This window comes from Bermanella marisrubri, assembly GCF_012295615.1.
Taxonomy (GTDB): Bacteria; Pseudomonadota; Gammaproteobacteria; order Pseudomonadales; family Oceanobacteraceae; genus Bermanella; species Bermanella marisrubri.
Genome location: NZ_CP051183.1, coordinates 381,951 through 402,203, shown reverse-complemented (window position 1 = coordinate 402,203; position 20,253 = coordinate 381,951). Strand labels below are relative to the sequence as shown.

17 protein-coding genes are annotated in these 20,253 nt (G+C 44.5%); 12 read left to right on the top strand and 5 right to left on the bottom strand.

All coding sequences use genetic code 11. The annotated features are described in order from the left end of the window. Positions 1-181: 181 nt before the first annotated feature. The gene (locus HF888_RS01845) at positions 182-649 is read left to right on the top strand and encodes a DUF4124 domain-containing protein (protein WP_007017912.1); all 468 of its coding nucleotides are present in this window, start codon (positions 182-184) and stop codon (positions 647-649) included. Here HF888_RS01845 and HF888_RS01840 read toward each other — a convergent pair. After that, complete coding sequence (locus HF888_RS01840; protein ID WP_007017911.1) at positions 646-1,179, bottom strand: hypothetical protein; 534 nt, start codon at positions 1,177-1,179, stop codon at positions 646-648. The two genes, HF888_RS01845 and HF888_RS01840, sit on opposite strands and share 4 nt — an antisense overlap. Positions 1,180-1,187: 8 nt before the next feature. Next, positions 1,188-2,588: an ATP-dependent RNA helicase DbpA gene (gene dbpA / locus HF888_RS01835; RefSeq protein WP_007017910.1), complete on the bottom strand. Its 1,401-nt coding sequence runs from the start codon at positions 2,586-2,588 to the stop codon at positions 1,188-1,190. A gap of 570 nt (positions 2,589-3,158) precedes the next feature. On the opposite strand from dbpA, the gene HF888_RS01830 reads away from it, so the two are divergent. After that, positions 3,159-4,010, top strand: a complete 852-nt coding sequence (locus HF888_RS01830; RefSeq protein WP_007017909.1) for an alpha/beta hydrolase — start codon at positions 3,159-3,161, stop codon at positions 4,008-4,010. A 662-nt stretch (positions 4,011-4,672) separates the two neighbouring features. On the opposite strand, the gene HF888_RS01825 is transcribed toward HF888_RS01830, so the two are convergent. The 3 genes from HF888_RS01825 to HF888_RS01815 form a co-directional block, all read right to left on the bottom strand. Then, complete coding sequence (locus HF888_RS01825) at positions 4,673-4,966, bottom strand: hypothetical protein (protein WP_007017908.1); 294 nt, start codon at positions 4,964-4,966, stop codon at positions 4,673-4,675. A gap of 109 nt (positions 4,967-5,075) precedes the next feature. Beyond that, the gene (gene sfsA, locus HF888_RS01820; protein WP_007017907.1) at positions 5,076-5,825 is read right to left on the bottom strand and encodes a DNA/RNA nuclease SfsA; all 750 of its coding nucleotides are present in this window, start codon (positions 5,823-5,825) and stop codon (positions 5,076-5,078) included. A gap of 7 nt (positions 5,826-5,832) precedes the next feature. Then, entirely contained in the window at positions 5,833-7,011 is a 1,179-nt protein-coding gene (locus HF888_RS01815) for an aminotransferase class I/II-fold pyridoxal phosphate-dependent enzyme (protein ID WP_040297786.1), read from the bottom strand. 227 nt (positions 7,012-7,238) lie between these two features. On the opposite strand from HF888_RS01815, the gene dksA reads away from it, so the two are divergent. The 10 genes from dksA to HF888_RS01765 all read left to right on the top strand — a co-directional run bounded on the left by dksA (position 7,239) and on the right by HF888_RS01765 (position 20,199). Then, positions 7,239-7,676: an RNA polymerase-binding protein DksA gene (dksA, locus tag HF888_RS01810; RefSeq protein ID WP_007017905.1), complete on the top strand. Its 438-nt coding sequence runs from the start codon at positions 7,239-7,241 to the stop codon at positions 7,674-7,676. A 45-nt stretch (positions 7,677-7,721) separates the two neighbouring features. Next, positions 7,722-8,579 carry a tRNA glutamyl-Q(34) synthetase GluQRS gene (gene gluQRS, locus HF888_RS01805; protein ID WP_007017904.1) on the top strand — a complete coding sequence of 286 codons (858 nt, stop codon included), beginning with the start codon at positions 7,722-7,724 and terminating at the stop codon, positions 8,577-8,579. Positions 8,580-8,864: 285 nt separating this feature from the next. After that, positions 8,865-11,837 carry a sensor histidine kinase gene (locus HF888_RS01800; RefSeq protein ID WP_007017902.1) on the top strand — a complete coding sequence of 991 codons (2,973 nt, stop codon included), beginning with the start codon at positions 8,865-8,867 and terminating at the stop codon, positions 11,835-11,837. Positions 11,838-11,839: 2 nt separating this feature from the next. After that, on the top strand, positions 11,840-13,225 hold the full coding sequence (locus HF888_RS01795) for a sigma-54-dependent transcriptional regulator (protein ID WP_007017901.1): 1,386 nt from the start codon (positions 11,840-11,842) through the stop codon (positions 13,223-13,225). A gap of 1,141 nt (positions 13,226-14,366) precedes the next feature. Further along, entirely contained in the window at positions 14,367-15,704 is a 1,338-nt protein-coding gene (gene pcnB / locus HF888_RS01790; RefSeq protein WP_007017899.1) for a polynucleotide adenylyltransferase PcnB, read from the top strand. 16 nt (positions 15,705-15,720) lie between these two features. Beyond that, entirely contained in the window at positions 15,721-16,215 is a 495-nt protein-coding gene (gene folK, locus HF888_RS01785) for a 2-amino-4-hydroxy-6-hydroxymethyldihydropteridine diphosphokinase (protein WP_007017898.1), read from the top strand. A gap of 56 nt (positions 16,216-16,271) precedes the next feature. Continuing rightward, positions 16,272-17,069: a 3-methyl-2-oxobutanoate hydroxymethyltransferase gene (panB, locus tag HF888_RS01780; RefSeq protein ID WP_007017897.1), complete on the top strand. Its 798-nt coding sequence runs from the start codon at positions 16,272-16,274 to the stop codon at positions 17,067-17,069. Next, positions 17,066-17,938, top strand: a complete 873-nt coding sequence (gene panC / locus HF888_RS01775) for a pantoate--beta-alanine ligase (protein ID WP_007017896.1) — start codon at positions 17,066-17,068, stop codon at positions 17,936-17,938. The genes panB and panC overlap by 4 nt, the downstream gene beginning before the upstream one ends. Before the next feature lie 81 nt (positions 17,939-18,019). Further along, on the top strand, positions 18,020-18,400 hold the full coding sequence (panD, locus tag HF888_RS01770) for an aspartate 1-decarboxylase (RefSeq protein ID WP_007017895.1): 381 nt from the start codon (positions 18,020-18,022) through the stop codon (positions 18,398-18,400). Between the two features lie 182 nt (positions 18,401-18,582). After that, positions 18,583-20,199, top strand: coding sequence for a methyl-accepting chemotaxis protein (locus HF888_RS01765; RefSeq protein ID WP_040297784.1), 1,617 nt, complete (start codon positions 18,583-18,585; stop codon positions 20,197-20,199). The last annotated feature ends 54 nt before the right edge of the window (positions 20,200-20,253 follow it).

Below are 20,253 nucleotides of genomic sequence, written 5' to 3'. Positions count from 1 at the left end.
AGAATCTAAGCTTATGCACTCTTCTAACTAACCTTATTCTATCATACTTTTGCATTGATAGTCCGAACTCTTTCTCATACGTATTGCTCATTTGCACAAACAAAATCGCCCTCGACCTTTACCTTCCTATAAGCCGCTTTCATTATCTTTCCAAGATTCACATGGAGATAAGGGGTCTCAATTGAAGTATCATGCTGTGTTGATTTTATTATTGAGTTTTCAAGCACACGGCGAAGTTCATAAGTGCGTTGATCCCACGGGGGCTGTGAGCTATCAAGCCAATCCTTGTCAGAGTGACAACAACAGTATTAGCTATCAACCCCAAGCCATAGAAACCGAATACAAAACCATTCCTAACGTTACAATTAAGCAGTCAAAACCAGCTAAGAAAAATCAGAAGCAAAGTACCTGCCCTTTTATTCCCTCTTATGAACTTCGTAATTTACGAGTAAAAGATAAATATAAAGTCGGCATGAAAAAACAGGATATTAGAAAACGTTTAGGCCAGCCCACGTCAATGAAAAGAAACAAGTGGACATATCTGGGCGATCACGTTAATCGCATCTTCAACTTTAAGCACGGCTGTTTAACCCAGTGGAAGGAAAAATGGAAAGGAAAAGAAAGCCAAATCAGTAAGTATCGAAACTAAGGAGATTTACTAGGAAACAACTGCACGATACCAGTTTCTCCTTTAAAGTCTGCGACGACCCAAATTTGTTCAAACACATGACCCAGTGGAACAGATACTTTTTTTAGGTTCTGCGCAATGCAGGATTTTTCCCAAGCGGGATGTGCATTTCGAATAACCAACCACACTCGTTCGCTATCATACTGCTTTTCAGACTTCTTCAGTAAAATTGAATTAAGTGCATCAACCAAGCGCTCATTTAAATCAATGATCGAACTTTGCTGCTCTAATTTGTGCTGTGTATTGCGGGTGATGCCTTGCTTAAGAATCTGACGAGCTTCTTCTTCGCTGCCATAAAGATGGGCGATTTCTAAATCCAATCGCTCATCTTCTAACAAGCAAGACGTATCGGGACGACGGGGTTGGTTATGCCAAATATGGCGAATCTTTTTACCAGTGCGTTTTTCGTAGCAACGCATAAAAAGCTTGGCCGCATCATGCTCTAATAAGTGCTTTTCGTCCTCGCTACTCAGATCACTGGTTCGCACCATATTTTTCCTTAACCGCGAATACGTCTTGCTCTAAACGAACGCCCTTTCAGTTTTCCTTCCGACAACTTCTTCAACGCTGGTTTAGCAGCATCCCGTTCAACTGCAACATAGGCACAGTAATCCAACACCGAAATCTTACCCACTTGCTTACCTGCAATGCCGTTTTTACCAGTAAGGGCCCCCAGAATGTCCCCCGGGCGAACTTTTTGCTTTTTACCACCATCAATTTGTAAGGTGGCCATAGGGGCTTTGAAAGCAGGCTTATCTAATACTGAAAAATCAGGTAGTTTTTGCGCCGTTGCATCGACCGATAAAGTTTCTTCGAGCGCAACCAACTTGTATCCTTCTTTATCGGTATAAAAAGAAAATGCTTTGCCTTTTTTATCCCCACGCCCTGTTCGACCGACGCGATGCACATGGACTTCTGGATCACGAGCTAAATGATAGTTGAATACGGCATCTACACTTTCAATGTCCAAACCTCGTGCTGCAACATCGGTTGCGACCATAATGCTGGCACTTTTATTGGCAAAGCGAACCAACGTTTGATCTCTCTGTCTTTGCTCTAGGTCCCCATGCAAGGCCACTGCCGAAAAGCCCTGACTACGCAATTCATCAGCGATTTCTTGAGCCTCTCGCTTGGTATTGCAAAATACAATGCTGCTTTCTGGTTTCTCTTTTTTAAGCAACAAGGATAAAGCGGTCATTCGTTGTTTGTTATCTTGCAAACGATAAAAAAGCTGCTTAATTTGACTGTGAACGTCGCTCTCTTGGACTTCTACGCGCACAGGTTTATTGGTCACCCAAGCAGCGAGCTTTTCAATGTTTTCGGGATATGTGGCACTAAACAAAAGTGTTTGACGCTGTTTTGGTAGCGCATTGACGATGCTCTCTAGAGAATCTTGAAAACCCATATCCAACATGCGATCCGCTTCGTCTAAAACAAAGCCGGTAATGTCCTTCAAAGGCAGGTTGTTTTTGCGAATATGCTCTTCAATGCGACCTGGAGTACCCACCACTATATGGGCGCCGTGTTCTAATGAGCCCACTTGCGGACCAAATGGCATACCACCGCAAAGTGTCAGCACTTTGATGTTATGAATAGCCCGCGCGAGCTGACGAATTTCTTTTGCTACCTGATCCGCTAGCTCTCGAGTGGGGCATAAAACCAAGTGCTGTACTCGAAAACGCTTTACGTCTAGATGATGCAAAAGACCCAAAGCAAACGCGGCAGTTTTACCGCTACCGGTTTTTGCTTGGCCAATAACGTCTTTCCCTTCAATTATGGCAGGTAAACTTTGCGCCTGAATTGGACGCATTTGCTGATAACCCAAGTCTTCTAGATTCTGGAGTAATGCCGGATCGAGTTTTAGTGAAGAAAAAGCGGTTTGAGACACAGTAGTTGCCATAATCAATCGTAAAACCCTAGTTTAACAGAGATCTCCATTTTCAGCTGCATAGACACTGATAAATAGCTAGTTAGTGTTGAATTCAAAAAGTTGAGTTATAAGTGTCATGCCCGACTCGATCGGGTATCCATTGTGCGGTTTAAAATCAATTGCATGGATTCTCCGGTCTGTCGCTTCGCGACGCCGGAGAATGACACACCAGTACTGTCATACCCGACTTGATCAGGTATCCATCAGATCAGCGTAAAGTAGTGAATGTTAAGTCGAGAGTGTCATGCCCGACTCAATCGGGAATCCATTGTGAGGCTTAAAATCAATTGCATGGATTCTCCGGTCTGTCGCTTCGCGACGCCGGAGAATGACACACCAGTACTGTCATACCCGACTTGATCGGGTATCCATTGTGAGGTTTAAAATCAATTGCATGGATGCTCAGTCAAGCTGAGAATGAAGAAGCTACCACTCACAACTCAATACTTAAATTTCGGTCAACTTTTTGTTCGTTTTGGCTATTTATACTGATTCAGCTTCATGCTCTTATAAGACTAAATCTAGCTACAATCAGAATTTATGACTTTACCCCCTTATATCCACAAAAAAGGCCCCGGCTGCGCTTTGCACTTATATCATGCAAATGGCTTTAGCAACGGTGTTTACGCTCCGCTGCTGGACCGCCTGAGTGAACAGTATAATGTTTATGCAATGGGAAACCGAGCAACCTGGCCTAAAGCCGGATTGCCAAGCCATAAAAACTGGCACGTCTTTGCAGATGACCTAATCGAATTCATTGAGACTAAAGTGGGGGAACCGATCATTGGTGTTGGTCACAGCATGGGGGCAAGCAATACCGTCATCGCTGCTAACAAACGACCTGATCTATTCAAAGCACTGGTTCTCATCGAACCCGCCATGGTCAACTTAAAATTAGCAACATTAGGCAAATTGCTGCCAAAACGCATCTTGCAAAAATCTAACCTATATCAGGGCACACTGCGAAAGCGTCATCGATTCGATAACGTCGAAGAATATTCACAGTACATTCGCCGCTTTAAGGGGTATCAAAAATTTCCTGAAGAGTCCTATAAGGCTTTTGAAGAACATGCCATTCGCGCGCAAAAAAACGGTGACTATTCGTTAGTTTTCCCAAAAGAATGGGAGGCCTACAACTATACGATGCCTGTCTACTTGATGAACGAAATAAGAAAGCTTGGGAGCCGATTCAATAATATCCCAACGGTTGCTATCAAAGGACATAGCAACAACTTATTCGATGATGCACTTTGGGATCGATGGCAAGACATTCAAGATAATGCACTTTTCATTGAGAAAACAGACTACGGTCATTTGATGCCGATGGAAAGCCCAGAGGATACCTATAAGATTATATTGAAAGGCTTAGAAGAGTTGAGTGTTGAGTGTTAAGTGTTAAGTGTTAAGTGTTAAGTGTTAAGTGTTAAGTGTTAAGTGTTAAGTGTTAAGTGTTAAGTGTTAAATGATTGGTACTTTAGCTTTCTAGTCAAGCAAAGTCGTCATTCTCAGCTTGGCTGAGAATCCATGCAATTGATCTTAAACCGCTTGATGGATTCCCGATCGAGTCGGGAATGACGATACTCGCTGTCATTCTCAGCTTGGCTGAGAATCCATGCAATTGATTTTAAACCGCTCAATGGATTCCCGATCAAGTCGGGAATGACGATACTCGCTGTCATTCTCAGCTTGACTGAGAATCCATCCAATTATTTTTAAACCGCACAATGGATTCCCGATCGAGTCGGGAATGACGATACTCGCTGTCATTCTCAGCTTGGCTAAAAATCCATGCAATTGATTTTAAATCGCTTGATGGATTCCCGATCTAGTCGGGAATGACGATACTCGCTGTCATTCTCAGCTTGACTGAGAATCCATGCAATTGATTTTAAATCGCTTGATGGATTCCCGATCGAGTCGGGAATGACGATACTCGCTGTCATTCTCAGCTTGGCTGAGAATCCATGCAATTGATCTTAAACCGCTTGATGGATTCCCGATCGAGTCGGGAATGACGATACTGAAATTCAAAACTCAAAACTAATAACTAAAAGCTAATACTGCCCTACTTGTGTATTTTCTAAATCACAGACTTCGGAACTTAGCATAAACTGCTCAAAACTAGCATTACTATCATCAATACGTTTATCGATGCATTGCCAATACCGATTATCTTCTTTTGCGATTTCGTTAACACAGGTTTTTTTCAGGTCTTGCAGTGCGTCTTTCAAATAGGGCTCTGCACTCATCAGTCGATTAAATAATCGATCACACTGCGCAGAAACGGTAAAGCTCAAAGGCATGAATAAGATGAGTATTAGGCAACGAACCATGTAGCGGGCTGTCATAATGTACCTCCCATTTTTATTATATTTAGAGGTGCTGCACTATTTTTATAGTCCAGTATCACTCATCTCGCAAGAACATTTCGCAATTAAACGTTTGTTTTATCCTATTTTAATCGTCTAAAACCACAGGAATGGATTCAACGAGTTTTATCTCTGTATCTGAAATTTCGCTCTTATAAGCGAGTAGATGCACACCCTTTTGCTTAGCTTCACGCAAAAGTTTGCCATACGTCTTATCTATATGATCGGCGGGACGGACCTGCTTAATGCCGGTATGATTCACACAAAAAAAGATCACGGCTTCGTTACCCTGATCCACCATGCGCATCAATTCTCGTAAATGCTTACTGGCACGATCACTAACACTATCAGGAAAAAAACCAACGCCTTCTTCTAAACTACCATCTCCGTTTGGTTGACCGTTAAGGGTTGCTTCGAGCAGAGTGGTATTCTTTACTTCTACGTAAACGTTTTTATTATTGCCCGTTAAAAAGATATCAATACGACTATTTTCATCGCCATACTTCACTTCCATCTTTAAGGTTTCATAACCCTGCAGCTCTTTAACGGTGCCATTTTCGATAGCTTCTTTAACCAGATAATTGGGTCTCGATGTATTGATACATGCGATATGACCCGATGGCGTTTCCGTTAATTCCAACGAATGCGGATATTTTCGCTTTTCGTTACCGCTATCCCAAAACCAAGCCTTGCCACCTTCAACATAGCAGTTTTTCATAGAACCGGTATTGGCACTATGGACCGTGAGCACATCGGCTTTGCCGATATCCAAATCCACCATAAAGCGTTTATAACGTTTAATCCAAATACCTTGCTGAAGCGGAAAATCAAATTTCATAATCGGTTTACATTAAATAGTGTTTTATTTTATCCATTGCACGCTGCAGCTCACTTATCGGCTGGGTGTAAGCGAAGCGTACATATTCATGACCATGACTTGGAGAAAAATCTACACCAGGGGTTATGGCGACGCCGGTTTTTTCCAATAGGTCTAAGCAAAACGCCATGCTGTCTTTTGCATGTCTATGATTAAAATGACTAATGCGTGCGAAGATATAAAATGCGCCTTCTGGTTCGGCCACCACATCAAACCCTAATTTGATTAACTCGGGAAGCAGAAAATCACGTCGCTTTTGCAATTCTGTTTTACGCTCATCCAACTGCTGTAATGCTTCTTTTTCAAACACCGCTAATGCCGCATGCTGTGCTGGGGTATTCGCGGCAAGAAAGATATTTTGCGCGAGGCGATCTAATCCTTCCATGGCCCACTCCGGCGCCACCATCCACCCTAAACGCCAACCTGTCATGGCAAAGTATTTGGAAAAACTATTGATCACAAATAGATTGGATTGATCACCACTCAGTTGTAATGCAGTGATGTCTTTTGCCGAATCAAAAACCAGACCCTGATAAATTTCATCAACAATTAAAACGCCTCTTTGTTGCTTAATCGCTGTTTGCAAATCTTGTAGTTGCTGCAAATTCATCACAGCACCAGTGGGATTAGACGGCGTAGCCACCATTACAGCCTTGGTTTGCTTCTGCCAATGCTGACTGACTTGTAAAGCCGTCAAATGAAAATCATCTTTTGCAGACGTAACCACTTCTTGTGCTTGCGCATTCACCACAGCAGCAAAATGGCGATTGCAGGGATAACCGGGATCCGCCAGCATTATTTGATCACTTTCGTCTAGTAACAAAGTTGTTACCAACTGCAAAGCACCGCTGGCGCCTGGAGTAATCACAATCCGATTCCAGTCTACGTCAACTTGATAGCGACTCTTATAATACTGAGCGATGACTTGCCTTAACTGCGGTAAACCTAAAGCGGGCGTGTAATGGGTATGTCCGTTCGCCAATGCTTGCTGGCCTGCTGAAATCACGCAAGGCAGACTTGGAAAATCAGGCTCTCCAACCTCTAAATGGATAATATCTCGGCCCTCGGCTTGAAACTGTTTCGCCCTAGCTAACAGGTCCATAACGTGAAAAGGCGATATATTGCTCAGTCTTTTGGCCGTTTTCATTACTATAAACTCAAGAATTTTTGCTGTATTGTCCTGATTTTGCAGCAAAGATCAGCATTTTTTGATATTAATGTGGTCAAAGGCGAGGTTATCTGATAGCTTTTCGCCCGCTTAAAAACCCCTGTCGGGCTGTAAGTACCTATAGTAGGGGGTCCTAAAGATTCGTCCTTAGGATTTAATGGAATCGATATTGGCCATTGTGCCGCCAAAGGGTGAGGCAGAATCTTATGCCAGATAAAGAACATAACGCATTTGCATTGTCTAACTTCGAGCCTTACAAAGAGAAGAAGGGCGAAGAGTACATGGGTGAGCCGATGAAGGCGCACTTTAAAGCGATCCTGAACAACTGGAAACAGGAACTGATGCAAGAAGCGGATCGCACCAAAACCCACATGCAAACCGATGCAGAAAACTACGCAGATCCAAACGATCGCGCTAGTCAGGAAGAAGAGTTTAGCCTTGAGCTTCGAACTCGCGATCGTGAGCGCAAGTTAATCAAGAAAATTGAAAAGACGTTGGAACTTATCGAAAACGATGACTATGGCTACTGTGAAGCCTGCGGCATTGAAATCGGCGTTCGTCGTCTTGAAGCCCGTCCGACAGCCGATCTGTGCATCGACTGTAAGACACTTGCTGAAATTAAAGAAAAGCAAGTGGGCGGCTAGCCCTCAATAGCCCCGTTTTGGCGGGGCATTTACATCAATTTCCCCATGTCCTACATCGGTCGCTTTGCCCCTACACCTACCGGACCACTGCACTTTGGCTCTTTAGTTGCCGCGCTCGCCAGTTATCTAGATGCCAAGGCCCATAACGGAGCTTGGTTATTACGCATTGAAGATCTTGACCCACCAAGGGAAGATCCTAACGCTACTAAACTGATTCAACAGCAGTTAATTGCTCATGATCTGCATTGGGATGGCCAAGTCAGCCTGCAAAGCCAGCATCACAAGCGATATGAAGACGTGCTCGCTCAGCTCAGAGAAAGTGGCGATTTATTTGCCTGCAATTGCTCACGCAAACAATTGGCCGAGCAGCAAGGTAAGCACTTAGGACGTTGCCATAGCAATACTGAACAACCCCATGCATGGCGCTTAGCCATGAAAGACGATCCTATTCACTTTAAAGATCGAGTTTACGGTTCCTATACCGAGACACCTCTGAGTGAAGTGGGAGATCAAGTGCTCAAGCGCAAAGATGGATACTATGCTTATCAATTGGCCGTTGTCGCCGACGATCATGATGCAGGTATCACCCATGTGGTACGCGGTGTCGATCTATTGGATAATACTGCTCGACAAATCTATCTCATGCAGTGCTTGGGATACCCCATCCCTAACTACATGCACATTCCATTGATTACTAACGATCAAGGACAAAAACTGAGTAAGCAAAACCAAGCTAAAGCTTTAGATCTCACGCAACCACAACAGAATCTGCGCCACGCCCTGCATTTTCTGCAACAAGCGGAGCCACCCACTAGCCTACCAACATGCTCAGAGGTTTTGGCGTTTGCCGTCGAAAACTGGCAGCCAAAAACCATACCCGCCAACAAACAAGGGCTTATTTAATCGGTTAAAACTTGCCCTTACCTGTTACCAGCAGTAACATCATCGGCCTAGTTTTGGATTCGGGACGCTCATGTACACCCATAGGCTGATCTTGCTGTTTGTATTTGCTGCCTTTCTGTTTTCGCCCATGATCATTGATTGGTGGTTACAGCCTACGGAAGCTTGGTACCGACCATTCGCCATTTGGCTAATCTTGATCGGGATTTCAATTTTCTTAAACAGCTTCAGTTTGCGCCAAGAACATGTTCAACAGAACGACGGGAATACTGAGGAGCGCGGTCATAAATGAGTTTTAGTTTAAGCGCCCTCATTGCCATTATTTTAGCTTACCTATTCACTTTATTTTTTACCGCCTATGCAGTGGAAAAAAATTGGATACCCAGCAAGTGGGTTCGTAACCCGTTCATCTATGTTTTATCTCTTGGGGTATATGCCAGCGCGTGGGCGTTTTATGGCTCAGTCGGTTTGGCACAGCAATATGGATATGGATATCTCACGTATTATCTAGGAATTAGCGGCGCGTTCGTCTTAGCACCGGTTTTACTTAAACCTATTCTACGTATCACCCGCAACTATCAACTCACGTCTTTGGCCGATTTATTTGCTTTCCGCTTTCGATCAAGGGCAGCAGGCACCGTCACTACCCTAGTTATGCTTGCGGCAATACTCCCATTAATTACCCTGCAAATTACTGCGGTGACGGAAAGTTTCCGACTATTGAATAACGAATTTGGCCGCATTGATATTGCCCTAGGCTATTGCTTTGTCATGACTGTATTTGCCATTTTGTTTGGTGCGCGTCATGTTAGTCCACGAGAAAAACATGAAAGCCTTGTGTTTGCCATCGCGTTTGAGTCCATCATTAAATTGGTCGCTATCTGCATTCTTGGTTTTGTTGCTCTGTACAGCGTGTTCGATGGCCCCGCGGCAATGGACGCATGGCTAGATAATAACCATATGCGCTTATCATCCATGCAAGACCCTATTCAAGAAGGTCCTTGGCGCACACTATTAATGGTGTTTTTTGCCGCTGCTGTGGTTATGCCCCATATGTTCCACATGGCCTTTACTGAGAACTCCTCTAGCCGCTCCCTTATTCATGCAAGTTGGGGCTTGCCTTTGTTCCTATTGATCATGGCGATTATGGTGCCTCCGATCCTGTGGGCGGGGGTCTTTTTAGATGTGCAGACACCGGCCGAATATTACGCTATTGGCATCGGTATGGCCTTGGATGATCCATGGTTATCAGCTATCGCCTTTACTGGCGGCTTGGCTGCAGCTTCCGGTATCGTGATTGTCACCACACTGGCAATGGCAGCCATGACCCTGAACCACATTGTCTTACCAGCATTTCAACCCAACCCAAAAAAAGACATGTACGATTGGCTACTGTGGGTTCGCCGCTGGTTAATCGCTGCGATCTTTATCGCCAGCTATGGTTTTTATCGTTATTTAAGCGCAGATAAAGGTCTCGCTGAATTAGGTATCATCGCTTTCGTCGCCACCTTACAATTTTTACCCGGTGTATTAGGTGTGCTGTATTGGCCCGGAGCCAACCGACAAGGCTTTTTGTCTGGCCTCATGGTTGGGATCTTTATCTGGATTTGGGCTATGCTGCTGCCGTTATTGGATTTCCAGAGCCTATCCTGGCTTGACCAATTATTGCCGCCCACTAATCACGAAAATTGGTATCTAGCAGCCACCCTCTCAGTACTGGCGAATTTCATCGTGTTTGTGATGGTTAGTATTACTAGCACCACACGCCCTATAGAAGAAAGTGCCGCAGAGGCCTGCAGTATCGATACTCTAAGCGCTCCGCAGCGCAAAGAACTGGTGGCCAAAACCGCAGAAGAATTCATTGCCAGCTTAAGTGAACCACTAGGAGAGCAAGCAGCGAAACGGGAAGTGGTGCAAGCGCTTAAAGATTTGAATTTAAATATTTCAGAAAACCGTCCTTATCAATTACGTCGCCTACGTAGCCGCATTGAAATTAATTTGTCGGGTTTGATGGGCCCAAGTGTCGCCCATAGTTTGGTGAGCAAATGGTTACCCTTTAAATACTCCAGTGAACTGCAAGCCAGTCACGACATTCACTTCATCGAAAAAGGTTTAGAGGCCTATCATTCACGTCTAACCGGTTTAGCAGCAGAACTGGATAGTTTACGACGTTTCCACCGACAAACATTGGAACGCTTACCCATGGGCGCATGCAGCCTTGGGGCCGACGGCGAGATTCTGATGTGGAACAGCGCCCTAGCAGAGCAGTCTGGCATCAGTGCAGAGGAAGTAGTTGGAAGCAAAGTCTCCAACCTAGTCGAACCACTGCGTAGTTTGTTATTAGATTTCATTGAGGACGATAATACCCACCTACATAAAAAAGCAATCGAAGTCGAAGGCCGTCCTCGCTGGATCAGCTTGCATAAAGGTGCACTAGAAAACCCGGACAGTCATGAATACGGTGGCCTTGTGATTTTATTGGAAGATCAAACTGACACCCAACTGCTTGAAGAAGAGCTAGTACACAGTGAACGCTTAGCCAGTGTGGGTCGTTTGGCTGCGGGAGTAGCTCATGAAATCGGAAATCCCATTACTGGTATTGCCATGCTGGCTCAAGATTTAAAGTACGAAAGTGATGACCCAACCATCCATGAAATAGGCGAACAGGTACTAGAACAAACACAAAGAGTTAGTCGCATTGTGCAATCCTTGGTGAACTTTTCCCATACGGGTAATCATCTACAACACCAAGAGCAAGGCCCTGTGGATATTCGTCAATGTGCGCAAGACGCCATCGACCTTCTGAAACTCAGTGAAAAAGAACAAGGAGTAATGTTTGAAAACCATTGCCCTGACGACGCCATTGTATTAGGCGACGAGCAGCGCTTGCAGCAAGTCTTTGTGAATTTACTGAGCAATGCTCGAGACGCAAGTCCTGATAATACCTGCATCAATGTCAGTGCAGAATTAGAACAGCATACCGTCACGATCAGAGTTGTTGATGAAGGCGAAGGGATTGCTCCTGAAAAAATAGAACGTATTTTTGAACCCTTCTTTACAACAAAAGAAGTAGGCAAAGGCACAGGCCTCGGTTTGGCACTTGTTTATAGCATTATCGAAGAGCATTACGGACAAATCAGTATTCAGAGTCCTGTGGATAAAACCACACAGACGGGTACCGCTGTGATCATAAACTTACCCAGATTTCAGCTCACTGCCAATGATGAACCTGAAACCCAAGTATCTGACCAGGAGGAATAAGCGTGGCGCACATTTTAATAGTAGAAGACGAAAAAGTAATTCGAAGTGCGCTTCGTCGTTTATTGGAACGCAATGAATATCTGGTAGACGAAGCTGCTAGTCTCACTGAGGCCCAAGAGAAGTCACTGGAAAATTACGATCTAATCATCAGTGACCTACGCCTGCCTGGCGGTAACGGGACTGAACTCATTGAGCAATCAACACAAACGCCGGTCCTAATTATGACCAGCTATGCAAGCTTACGCAGCGCCGTCGATGCAATGAAACTCGGCGCGGTGGATTACATTGCCAAACCTTTTGATCACGATGAAATGCTCATCGCAGTTCAACGCATATTAAAAGAAAGAACACTTGAGCGACAAAACCAAGCACTAAAGCAAGAAATCCAGAAAGTACATCCTACTTCCGGCATTATTGGCAGCTGTCCTCCCATGCAAGATTTGTTTAAGAAAATCAGCAAAGTTGCCCCTACCGATGCCACCGTCCTAATTTTAGGGGAATCGGGAACTGGTAAAGAATTGGTCGCACGCGCTATTCATGATCAAAGTCAGCGTGCAGATGCTCCACTAATAAGTGTTAACTGTGCTGCTATTCCTGAAACCCTGATTGAATCAGAACTGTTTGGTCATGAAAAAGGTGCCTTCACGGGTGCTACTGCCGTACGCCAAGGCTTGGTTGAAGCCGCCGACGGCGGCACCTTATTCTTGGATGAAATTGGCGAATTACCCTTAGAAGCACAGGCGCGACTACTACGTGTATTGCAAGAAAGCGAAATCCGCCGCGTGGGCAGTGTGCACAGTAAAAAAGTGGATGTGCGACTAGTGGCAGCAACACATAGAAACCTAAAAGAGCTGGCACAAAAGAATGAATTTCGTGAAGACCTCTATTATCGGCTTAATGTAGTCGAACTGAAATTGCCGCCTTTACGGGACCGAGGAGACGATGTCTTAGAGCTCGCCGACAAACTACTGGATCGAGCATGCAAAAAGCTCAATCGAGGAGAACTACAGTTCTCGTCGACTTGTCGTCGAGCCATTAGAGAATATAAATGGCCGGGTAACGTTCGAGAATTGGAAAACGCCGTCGAACGTGCGGTCATCCTTAACGATGGCGAAGACATTGAAGCAAGCAACATGGCTATTGATGTTCAAAATGATGATTCGGTCTCACCCGCCATGATGGAATCGTTACAGTCGGGTGCCTCTGAAAAAGAAAGCAGCAATAGCCAAGGTGCCTCTGAGCTGTCCCTAGACGATTATTTTCAACACTTTGTACTAGAAAACGAAGACAAGATGACAGAAACCGAACTGGCACAAAAGTTAGGGATAAGTCGAAAAAGTCTTTGGGAACGTCGTCAACGCCTTGGAATCCCTCGTAAAAAGAAATAACGCATAAGTAAGCGCGTTAAACAACAAGGAGCTGACCAAAGCGTCAGCTCACTGACATATTCCCTTACTGCAACGCTTTTCGTTTTGTTACCGTCAAAATGTTACCTGACGCCCCACGCCTAAGGCACAAAGCGTCAAATAAAGTAACAGAATCACCATCTCTGATTGATAGAATATCAGCCAAAAAAACATAAGCTATTGATTTTAAAATACTTTATTTAAGTGGCACGGCTTCTGCTTTAGTCATAGTAAGTCAGATTTGTGTACTAATAAAAATAACAAAACACGGATCTCCGGCTATCTCAGGGCCTGAACAAAAATAAAAAATCCCCCTGAGCATGTCCGTAGCCCACATAATAAAAACAATAGGGCTTTGAAGCTGATTGCTTTGAGCACTTATCGCTTTAAAAGTGGTAGTGTTTAAAGCAATTGGTTTTATTTCTTCTAACCATCCTTCCCGGCAAGCAAATTTCATCGTTAATTGTTCAAAAAACCAACGCTTTATTCGAGATTAATGCGCTCAGCATAAGAGTATTCGGTGATTGGCAATCCATGCCCAAATAAGAAAGACCAGCTGCGCCAATTTTGTTACTGGCTGTTACCCATCAACCCACGTTAGTCGAATATCAGTGTCACCCAGTAACATATCCATGACACTATGGACCATTTACGAAACCGATAAACCCTAACCTATTGATTTAAAAGGGTTTTTAAAAGTTGGCACGCCATCTGCTTACATTAGGTCAATTGCGAAAGAACACAAATAAAAATAAAAAAGTTCAATCGCACACTCAGGGCAAGACACACGAATAAAAATAAAAAACGTGTCACCCTAAGTGAGCCATAATAATAAATATAACAGGCAACCAGAATTGGAGTTTTGAGTGTTTAGTGACCCACTATTAAAATAACAATTAGGGCTTACCAGATACCCAAAACACAATTCGACCCCAATAATAAGAATAATAAAGCACTCGAATCGAACTGGGCAGCACGAATAAAAATAACAAAGCTGCCCGCGAATTTTGTTCACATAAAGACCAGCAAATAGCCCCATAAACGCGCCCCATCAAGTCCTGCAAGCTTGTCATTTCGCTTAAAGTCTGTACACTCCACAATCCCTTAAAATCCACGACTTACAATGCTCAAACGCCTAATTAATAAGCTTAAAAAGCCGCAAAATAACACTGTGCCTCAGGTAGAAGTCATTGCCCGTTCAGAGCATGGTATTAGCCGCACGGATATTAGTGAAAACGCACTAAAGGTACTTTATCGTCTGAAAAAATCAGGCTATGAGGCGCATCTTGTTGGCGGCGGTGTGCGAGACCTGCTATTGGGTTTACATCCAAAAGACTTCGACGTGGTGACTGATGCATCCCCAGAAGAAGTCCATAAGCTATTTAAGAATTCCCGCATTATTGGTCGCCGCTTTCGCTTGGTTCACGTGACCTTTGGTCGCGATATGATTGAAGTCGCGACCTTTCGTGGCGATCATGGTAATGCTGAAGGTAAACATCAAAGCAAAACCAATGAAGCCGGCATGCTCCTTCGTGATAATGTTTATGGCAGTATTGACGAAGATGCCATGCGCCGTGACTTCACCATTAATGCCCTTTACTACAATATCGCGGACTTCTCGGTGAAGAGTTACGCAGGCGGTATTGATGATATTCACGCCAAGCGCCTAAGACTCATTGGCGATCCGGAAACTCGTTACCGAGAAGATCCTGTTCGTATGTTGCGCGCAGCACGCTTCGCGGCAAAACTAGGCTTTAGCATCGACAAATCTAGTAAAGCCCCAATCAAGGAGTTAGCGCCTCTATTGCGCGATATCCCGCCTGCACGTCTATTTGAAGAGGTACTCAAACTCTTCATGGCAGGTTATGCCAAAGCCACATTTGAGCAACTGCAAGCATTGGGTTTGTTTGAACCTTTATTCCCACATACACAACAATGCATTGACGATAATAAGTTCTATCGTTTAATGGTTATGCACGCCTTAAACAACAGCGATGCGCGCGTAGCCCAAGGCAAGAGCCTAACGCCAGCGTTTCTATTTAGTGTGTTCCTATGGCCATGTGTTTTAGAAACAGCCAAGTTATTGCAACAGCAAGGGGCTACTAAAGGCCAAGCGATGCAACAGGCCATGACGCAAGTCATTAGCAATCAACAGGCGCGCACAGCCATACCTAAGCGCTTTGCCATCCCTATTCGCGAAATCTGGGACTTACAGCATCGCTTAGTAGCACGCAAACCTAAGCAACTGGAAACCATCGCCAGCCACAATCGCTTCCGTGCAGCCTATGACTTTTTGCTATTAAGAGAGCAAAGCGGTGAAAAACTAAATCAAGCAGGCGAATTTTGGACTCAATTCCAAAACGATCATCCAGAGCTGATCCGTAAAGCGGCACCGAAAAAACGCAGTCCACAAAAACGTGGTAGTAGCTACAAAGGCCGTGGGCCTCGTCGTCGCACGTAGCAAATAGGTTCCCGCAGTGAATTACCCTCATACAGTCTATATCGGCTTAGGCAGTAATTTGGATGATCCTATTGATCACGTAAGTCGAGCTATATTGGAACTAGATGCGTTGCAACACTGCCAGTTGCGAGCACAAAGCCCCATCTATCGCAGCAAGCCGGTAGGGCCACAAGATCAGCCTGACTTTATTAATGCTGTTGTATGTCTGAACACGGCACTGTTACCTCATGACTTATTAGACAAACTGCAAGATTTGGAACAACAGCACTTGCGCGTACGCAAGCGCCACTGGGGAGAACGAACACTTGATCTCGATTTGCTGCTATTTGATCAAGCTATTATTCGTACACCAAGACTAACCGTTCCACATAGCCAAATAGCGGTGCGCAGTTTTGTGCTTTATCCTTTGTCCGATATTGCCCCGAATTCAAGCATTCCAGGCATAGGAAGCCTGAATGAACTACTCAATCAAGTTGATTTTGACCTAGAAAAGGTCGAAATTGATAATTGACTTACAAGGTCCAAGTCTGGACTATACGCCCACGTTGAAACGACTGTGAGTGCTTTATGAGCAAAACCACGATTAACACTCTACACAAAATCAAACAAAACCAAGAGAAATTCTCTGTGGTCACAGCCTATGATGCGACTTTTGCAGGACTTGCGTCTACGTCTGGCATAGACGTTCTGCTGGTTGGTGATTCTTTGGGAATGGTACTGCAAGGCAAAGATAGTACCGTACCTGTCACCATGGAAGAGATGTGTTACCACACACAGGCTGTGAAAAACGGCAATCAAGGTTCACTACTAATGGTAGACATGCCCTTCATGAGCTACGCCACACCAGAGCAAGCAATGGCTAATGCAGCTGAGCTTATGCAAGCAGGTGCTGAAATTCTAAAGCTAGAGGGTGGTGCTTGGTTAGTTGATACCGTCGAAATGCTGAGTGAACGCGGTGTTCCGGTATGCGCACACTTAGGTTTAACGCCACAGTATGTTCACAAGTTTGGTGGTTACAAGGTACAAGGTAAAGAACAAGCGGCAGCAGAACAAATGTTAGCCGACGCCAAAGCTATGGAAGCCGCCGGGGCTGATTTAATTCTATTGGAATGCGTGCCTTCCGAATTAGCCAAAACTCTCACCGAGAGTATCAATATTCCAGTTATCGGTATTGGTGCGGGTTCAGATACCACAGGCCAAGTGTTGGTTTGTTACGACATGCTAGGAATGAATTCTGGCCATGTGCCTAAATTCGTTAAGAATTTTTTAATAGATGGTCGCAACATCCAGCAAGCTTTTGCGGCATTCGATCAAGAAGTCAAAAGTGGTGACTTCCCTGGACCGGAGCACGGATTCAAAGCATGAAGACAGTTGAAACCATAGCAGAGCTACAAACCGAAATTAAAGCGGCCCGCGCAGCAGGCAAGCGTATAGGTTTCGTTCCCACTATGGGAAATCTGCACGAAGGTCATATGATCTTAGTGGATGCCGCGGCGGAAGAATGTGACTATGTTGTGGCAAGTATTTTTATTAATCCACTACAATTCAACGATATTGATGATTTAGGCCGTTATCCCCGTACTTTAAGTGCTGACCAAGAACACCTAAAAGACAGAGATTGCGACTTATTGTTTTATCCTTCTGTTGACGAAATGTACCCAGATGGTCAAGAAGCTCAAACGACTGTCAGTGTACCTGTGGTCAGCGAAGGGCTCTGTGGCGATAGCCGTCCAGGTCACTTCGACGGTGTTGCCACTGTAGTGAGTAAACTTTTCCACATGGTCCAGCCAGATGCGGCCTTCTTTGGTGAAAAAGACTTTCAGCAATTGGCTGTTATTCGCAAAATGGTACGTGACTTAAATTTGCCCTTTGATGTATTCGGTGTTCCCACCTGCCGTGAAGAAAATGGCTTGGCGATGAGTTCGCGTAATAACTACCTGTCTGATGATGAGAAGCAAACTGCCGGTCAGATTTACTCTGTTCTTACCGAAATTAAAGATAAAATTCTCGCCGGTGAACGTAACTTCGCTGAGCTTTGTGTGCTTGGTAAACAAACTTTGCTAGAACACGATTTTCAGCCAGATTATGTTGAAGTAAGAGAAGCAAATAGCCTAGCACCAGCCACAGAGGACGATACTGATCTAGTGATCTTAGTGGCTGCCATCCTGGGTAAAGCTCGATTAATTGATAATATGCGAGTCAACTTGGCCCATAGCAAAGTTGGCGACATCTAACCCCTGTGATCATCACAGGAAGTCATAATGCGATATGGTGTTAAACACACCATATCAGGGGGAGATAACAAGGTTTAGCTTATGCAGTCCATTATGCTTAAAGCCAAATTACACCAAGCTCGTGTAACTCATGCCGTTCTTGAGTACGAAGGTTCATGTGCCATCGACGGAAATCTTTTGGATATGGCCGGTATTCAAGAATACGAACAAATCCAAATCTACAACCTAGAAAACGGCGAGCGCTTCACGACCTATGCTATTCGAGGGGAAGAAGGCAGTAATATGATTAGTGTCAATGGCGCAGCTGCTCACTTAGCGGATGTTGGCCATCGCGTTATCATCTGTGCCTACGCAAACTACTCTGAAGAAGAACTAAAAAACTTCAAGCCGCGCATGATCTACATGCAAGAGGGCAATGAAGTAAGCCATACTTCTAACGCGATCCCTGTACAGCTCGCCTAACAGCGGAGTTGAACGCACAGTAAGTCCGTACTTACTGTGCTGCTATCGCGGCGTCTTCCCTTTTTACCATCCTATTTGTAAGAAATTCGCTATTTTTCATTTCACGACTTGATGACCACCCCTTCGTCGTCTAAACCCTAATAATGGGTTTATTTTTTCACGATGATTCATGGATGACGCAAATGGGTTTCGGACGAGTCTCACTTAAATACAAAATCCTCTCCGTAGCATTAATCGGCGCGCTAGGCTTTTGCAGCTACTTGGCTTATACGTGGAAAGCCACACAATCCAATGATGAACGCCTGAGCCTAATTCAAAGCGTGAATTTTCCTACACTTGATAACGTCGGCAAAGCATGGCTTGAGTTGTTTTCAGCCCGAACAAATATGCAAACTGCTATTAGCGAAGGGAATGCAGAACTCGTTAAAGAAGCCAATAAACATCAACAGAACTTAAATATATATTTGGATGAAATAGCCAAACTAGATCCTCAGTATAAGGAAAAAATTGAAACACTGAAGACAGATTTAGAGATGTACATGAAAAGTGCTCGTTCATTGACGCTAGGTTTGATTGATGGCTCTTTGGCACTATCGGAAATGGGCAAGAAAGCTCAAATTATGCACCAGCAATACAACACCTTTACCCAAGATCTAAAAGATTTTCGCCAACAAGCACTAGACGATTTCGCAAGTCGCTTAGACAACGCCAAATCAGAGGGGCAACTCGCATTAGCTACTGGTGTGACTATTGGTCTGGTTATCATTGCTATTGTGTTTCTTACTGGGTTTGCAATCAGTCGCATTGTTACCACAAATATCAACCGCATCATCAAGGAACTCGATGGTATGGCCACAGGTAAAGGTGACCTCACCATACGATTACACACTACAGCTAAAGATGAAGTAGGCTTATTGGTAGAAAAGTTCAACGCCTTTGTAACCCACTTGCAGCTCATGATAAAAGTATTGGCGAATTTATCTCTAGGGGTCACCGACCGTAGTGGAGAAGTCGCAAAAAATGCAGAGCACACGCAAAGTGGCATCATGAGCCAACAGCAAGAAATTCATATGGTCGCCACCGCCATTACTCAAATGGCACAAACAGCCAACGAAGTATCGAGCAGCGCTGGTGAAGCTAGCACCGCCACAGAAAAAGCAAATGAGCATTCTGAAACGGGTAAACAAGCCGTGACCGATAATATCACCAGTATCGGTCAGTTGGCTGAAGAAATCGAAGAAGCACGATCTGTCATAGAAGGCTTGAGCAACGAAGTTCAAAAGATCGCCAATGCCTCGCAAGACATTAACGCTATTGCAGAGCAAACAAATTTACTGGCTCTCAATGCGGCCATCGAAGCTGCTCGAGCTGGCGAACAAGGCCGAGGTTTTGCTGTGGTGGCCGACGAAGTAAGAACACTTGCAGCGCGCACAGGTCAAAGCACCAGTGACATCCAGTCCATTATTGAGCGCCTACTAAAAAGTGCTCAGCAAGCGGTTGATGTCATGGAGCGTAATCATGAACGAGCCAGCGATAGCGTAACGAGGGCGCGTAAAACGGCTGATACTCTGCAGGAAATCATAGATAGTGTCGCAACCATTACAGAAATGAACCTTGTGGTCGCGAGCTCTGCCGAAGAACAAAGTTCCGTCGCAGAAGAAGTAAGCAAAAACATCGAGCGCATTAATGAGTTCTCTGAGCAAACAGTAAATGATGCTAAATCCACTTCTAAGGTGACCATGAGTTTGTCTGAACAAGCTAATCAGCTCAAGGACATCGTTAATGAATTCAAAGTATAATGTCGTCAATGATCAGACATACGATACACTGCTAACATAGGGTACACTTAGGTT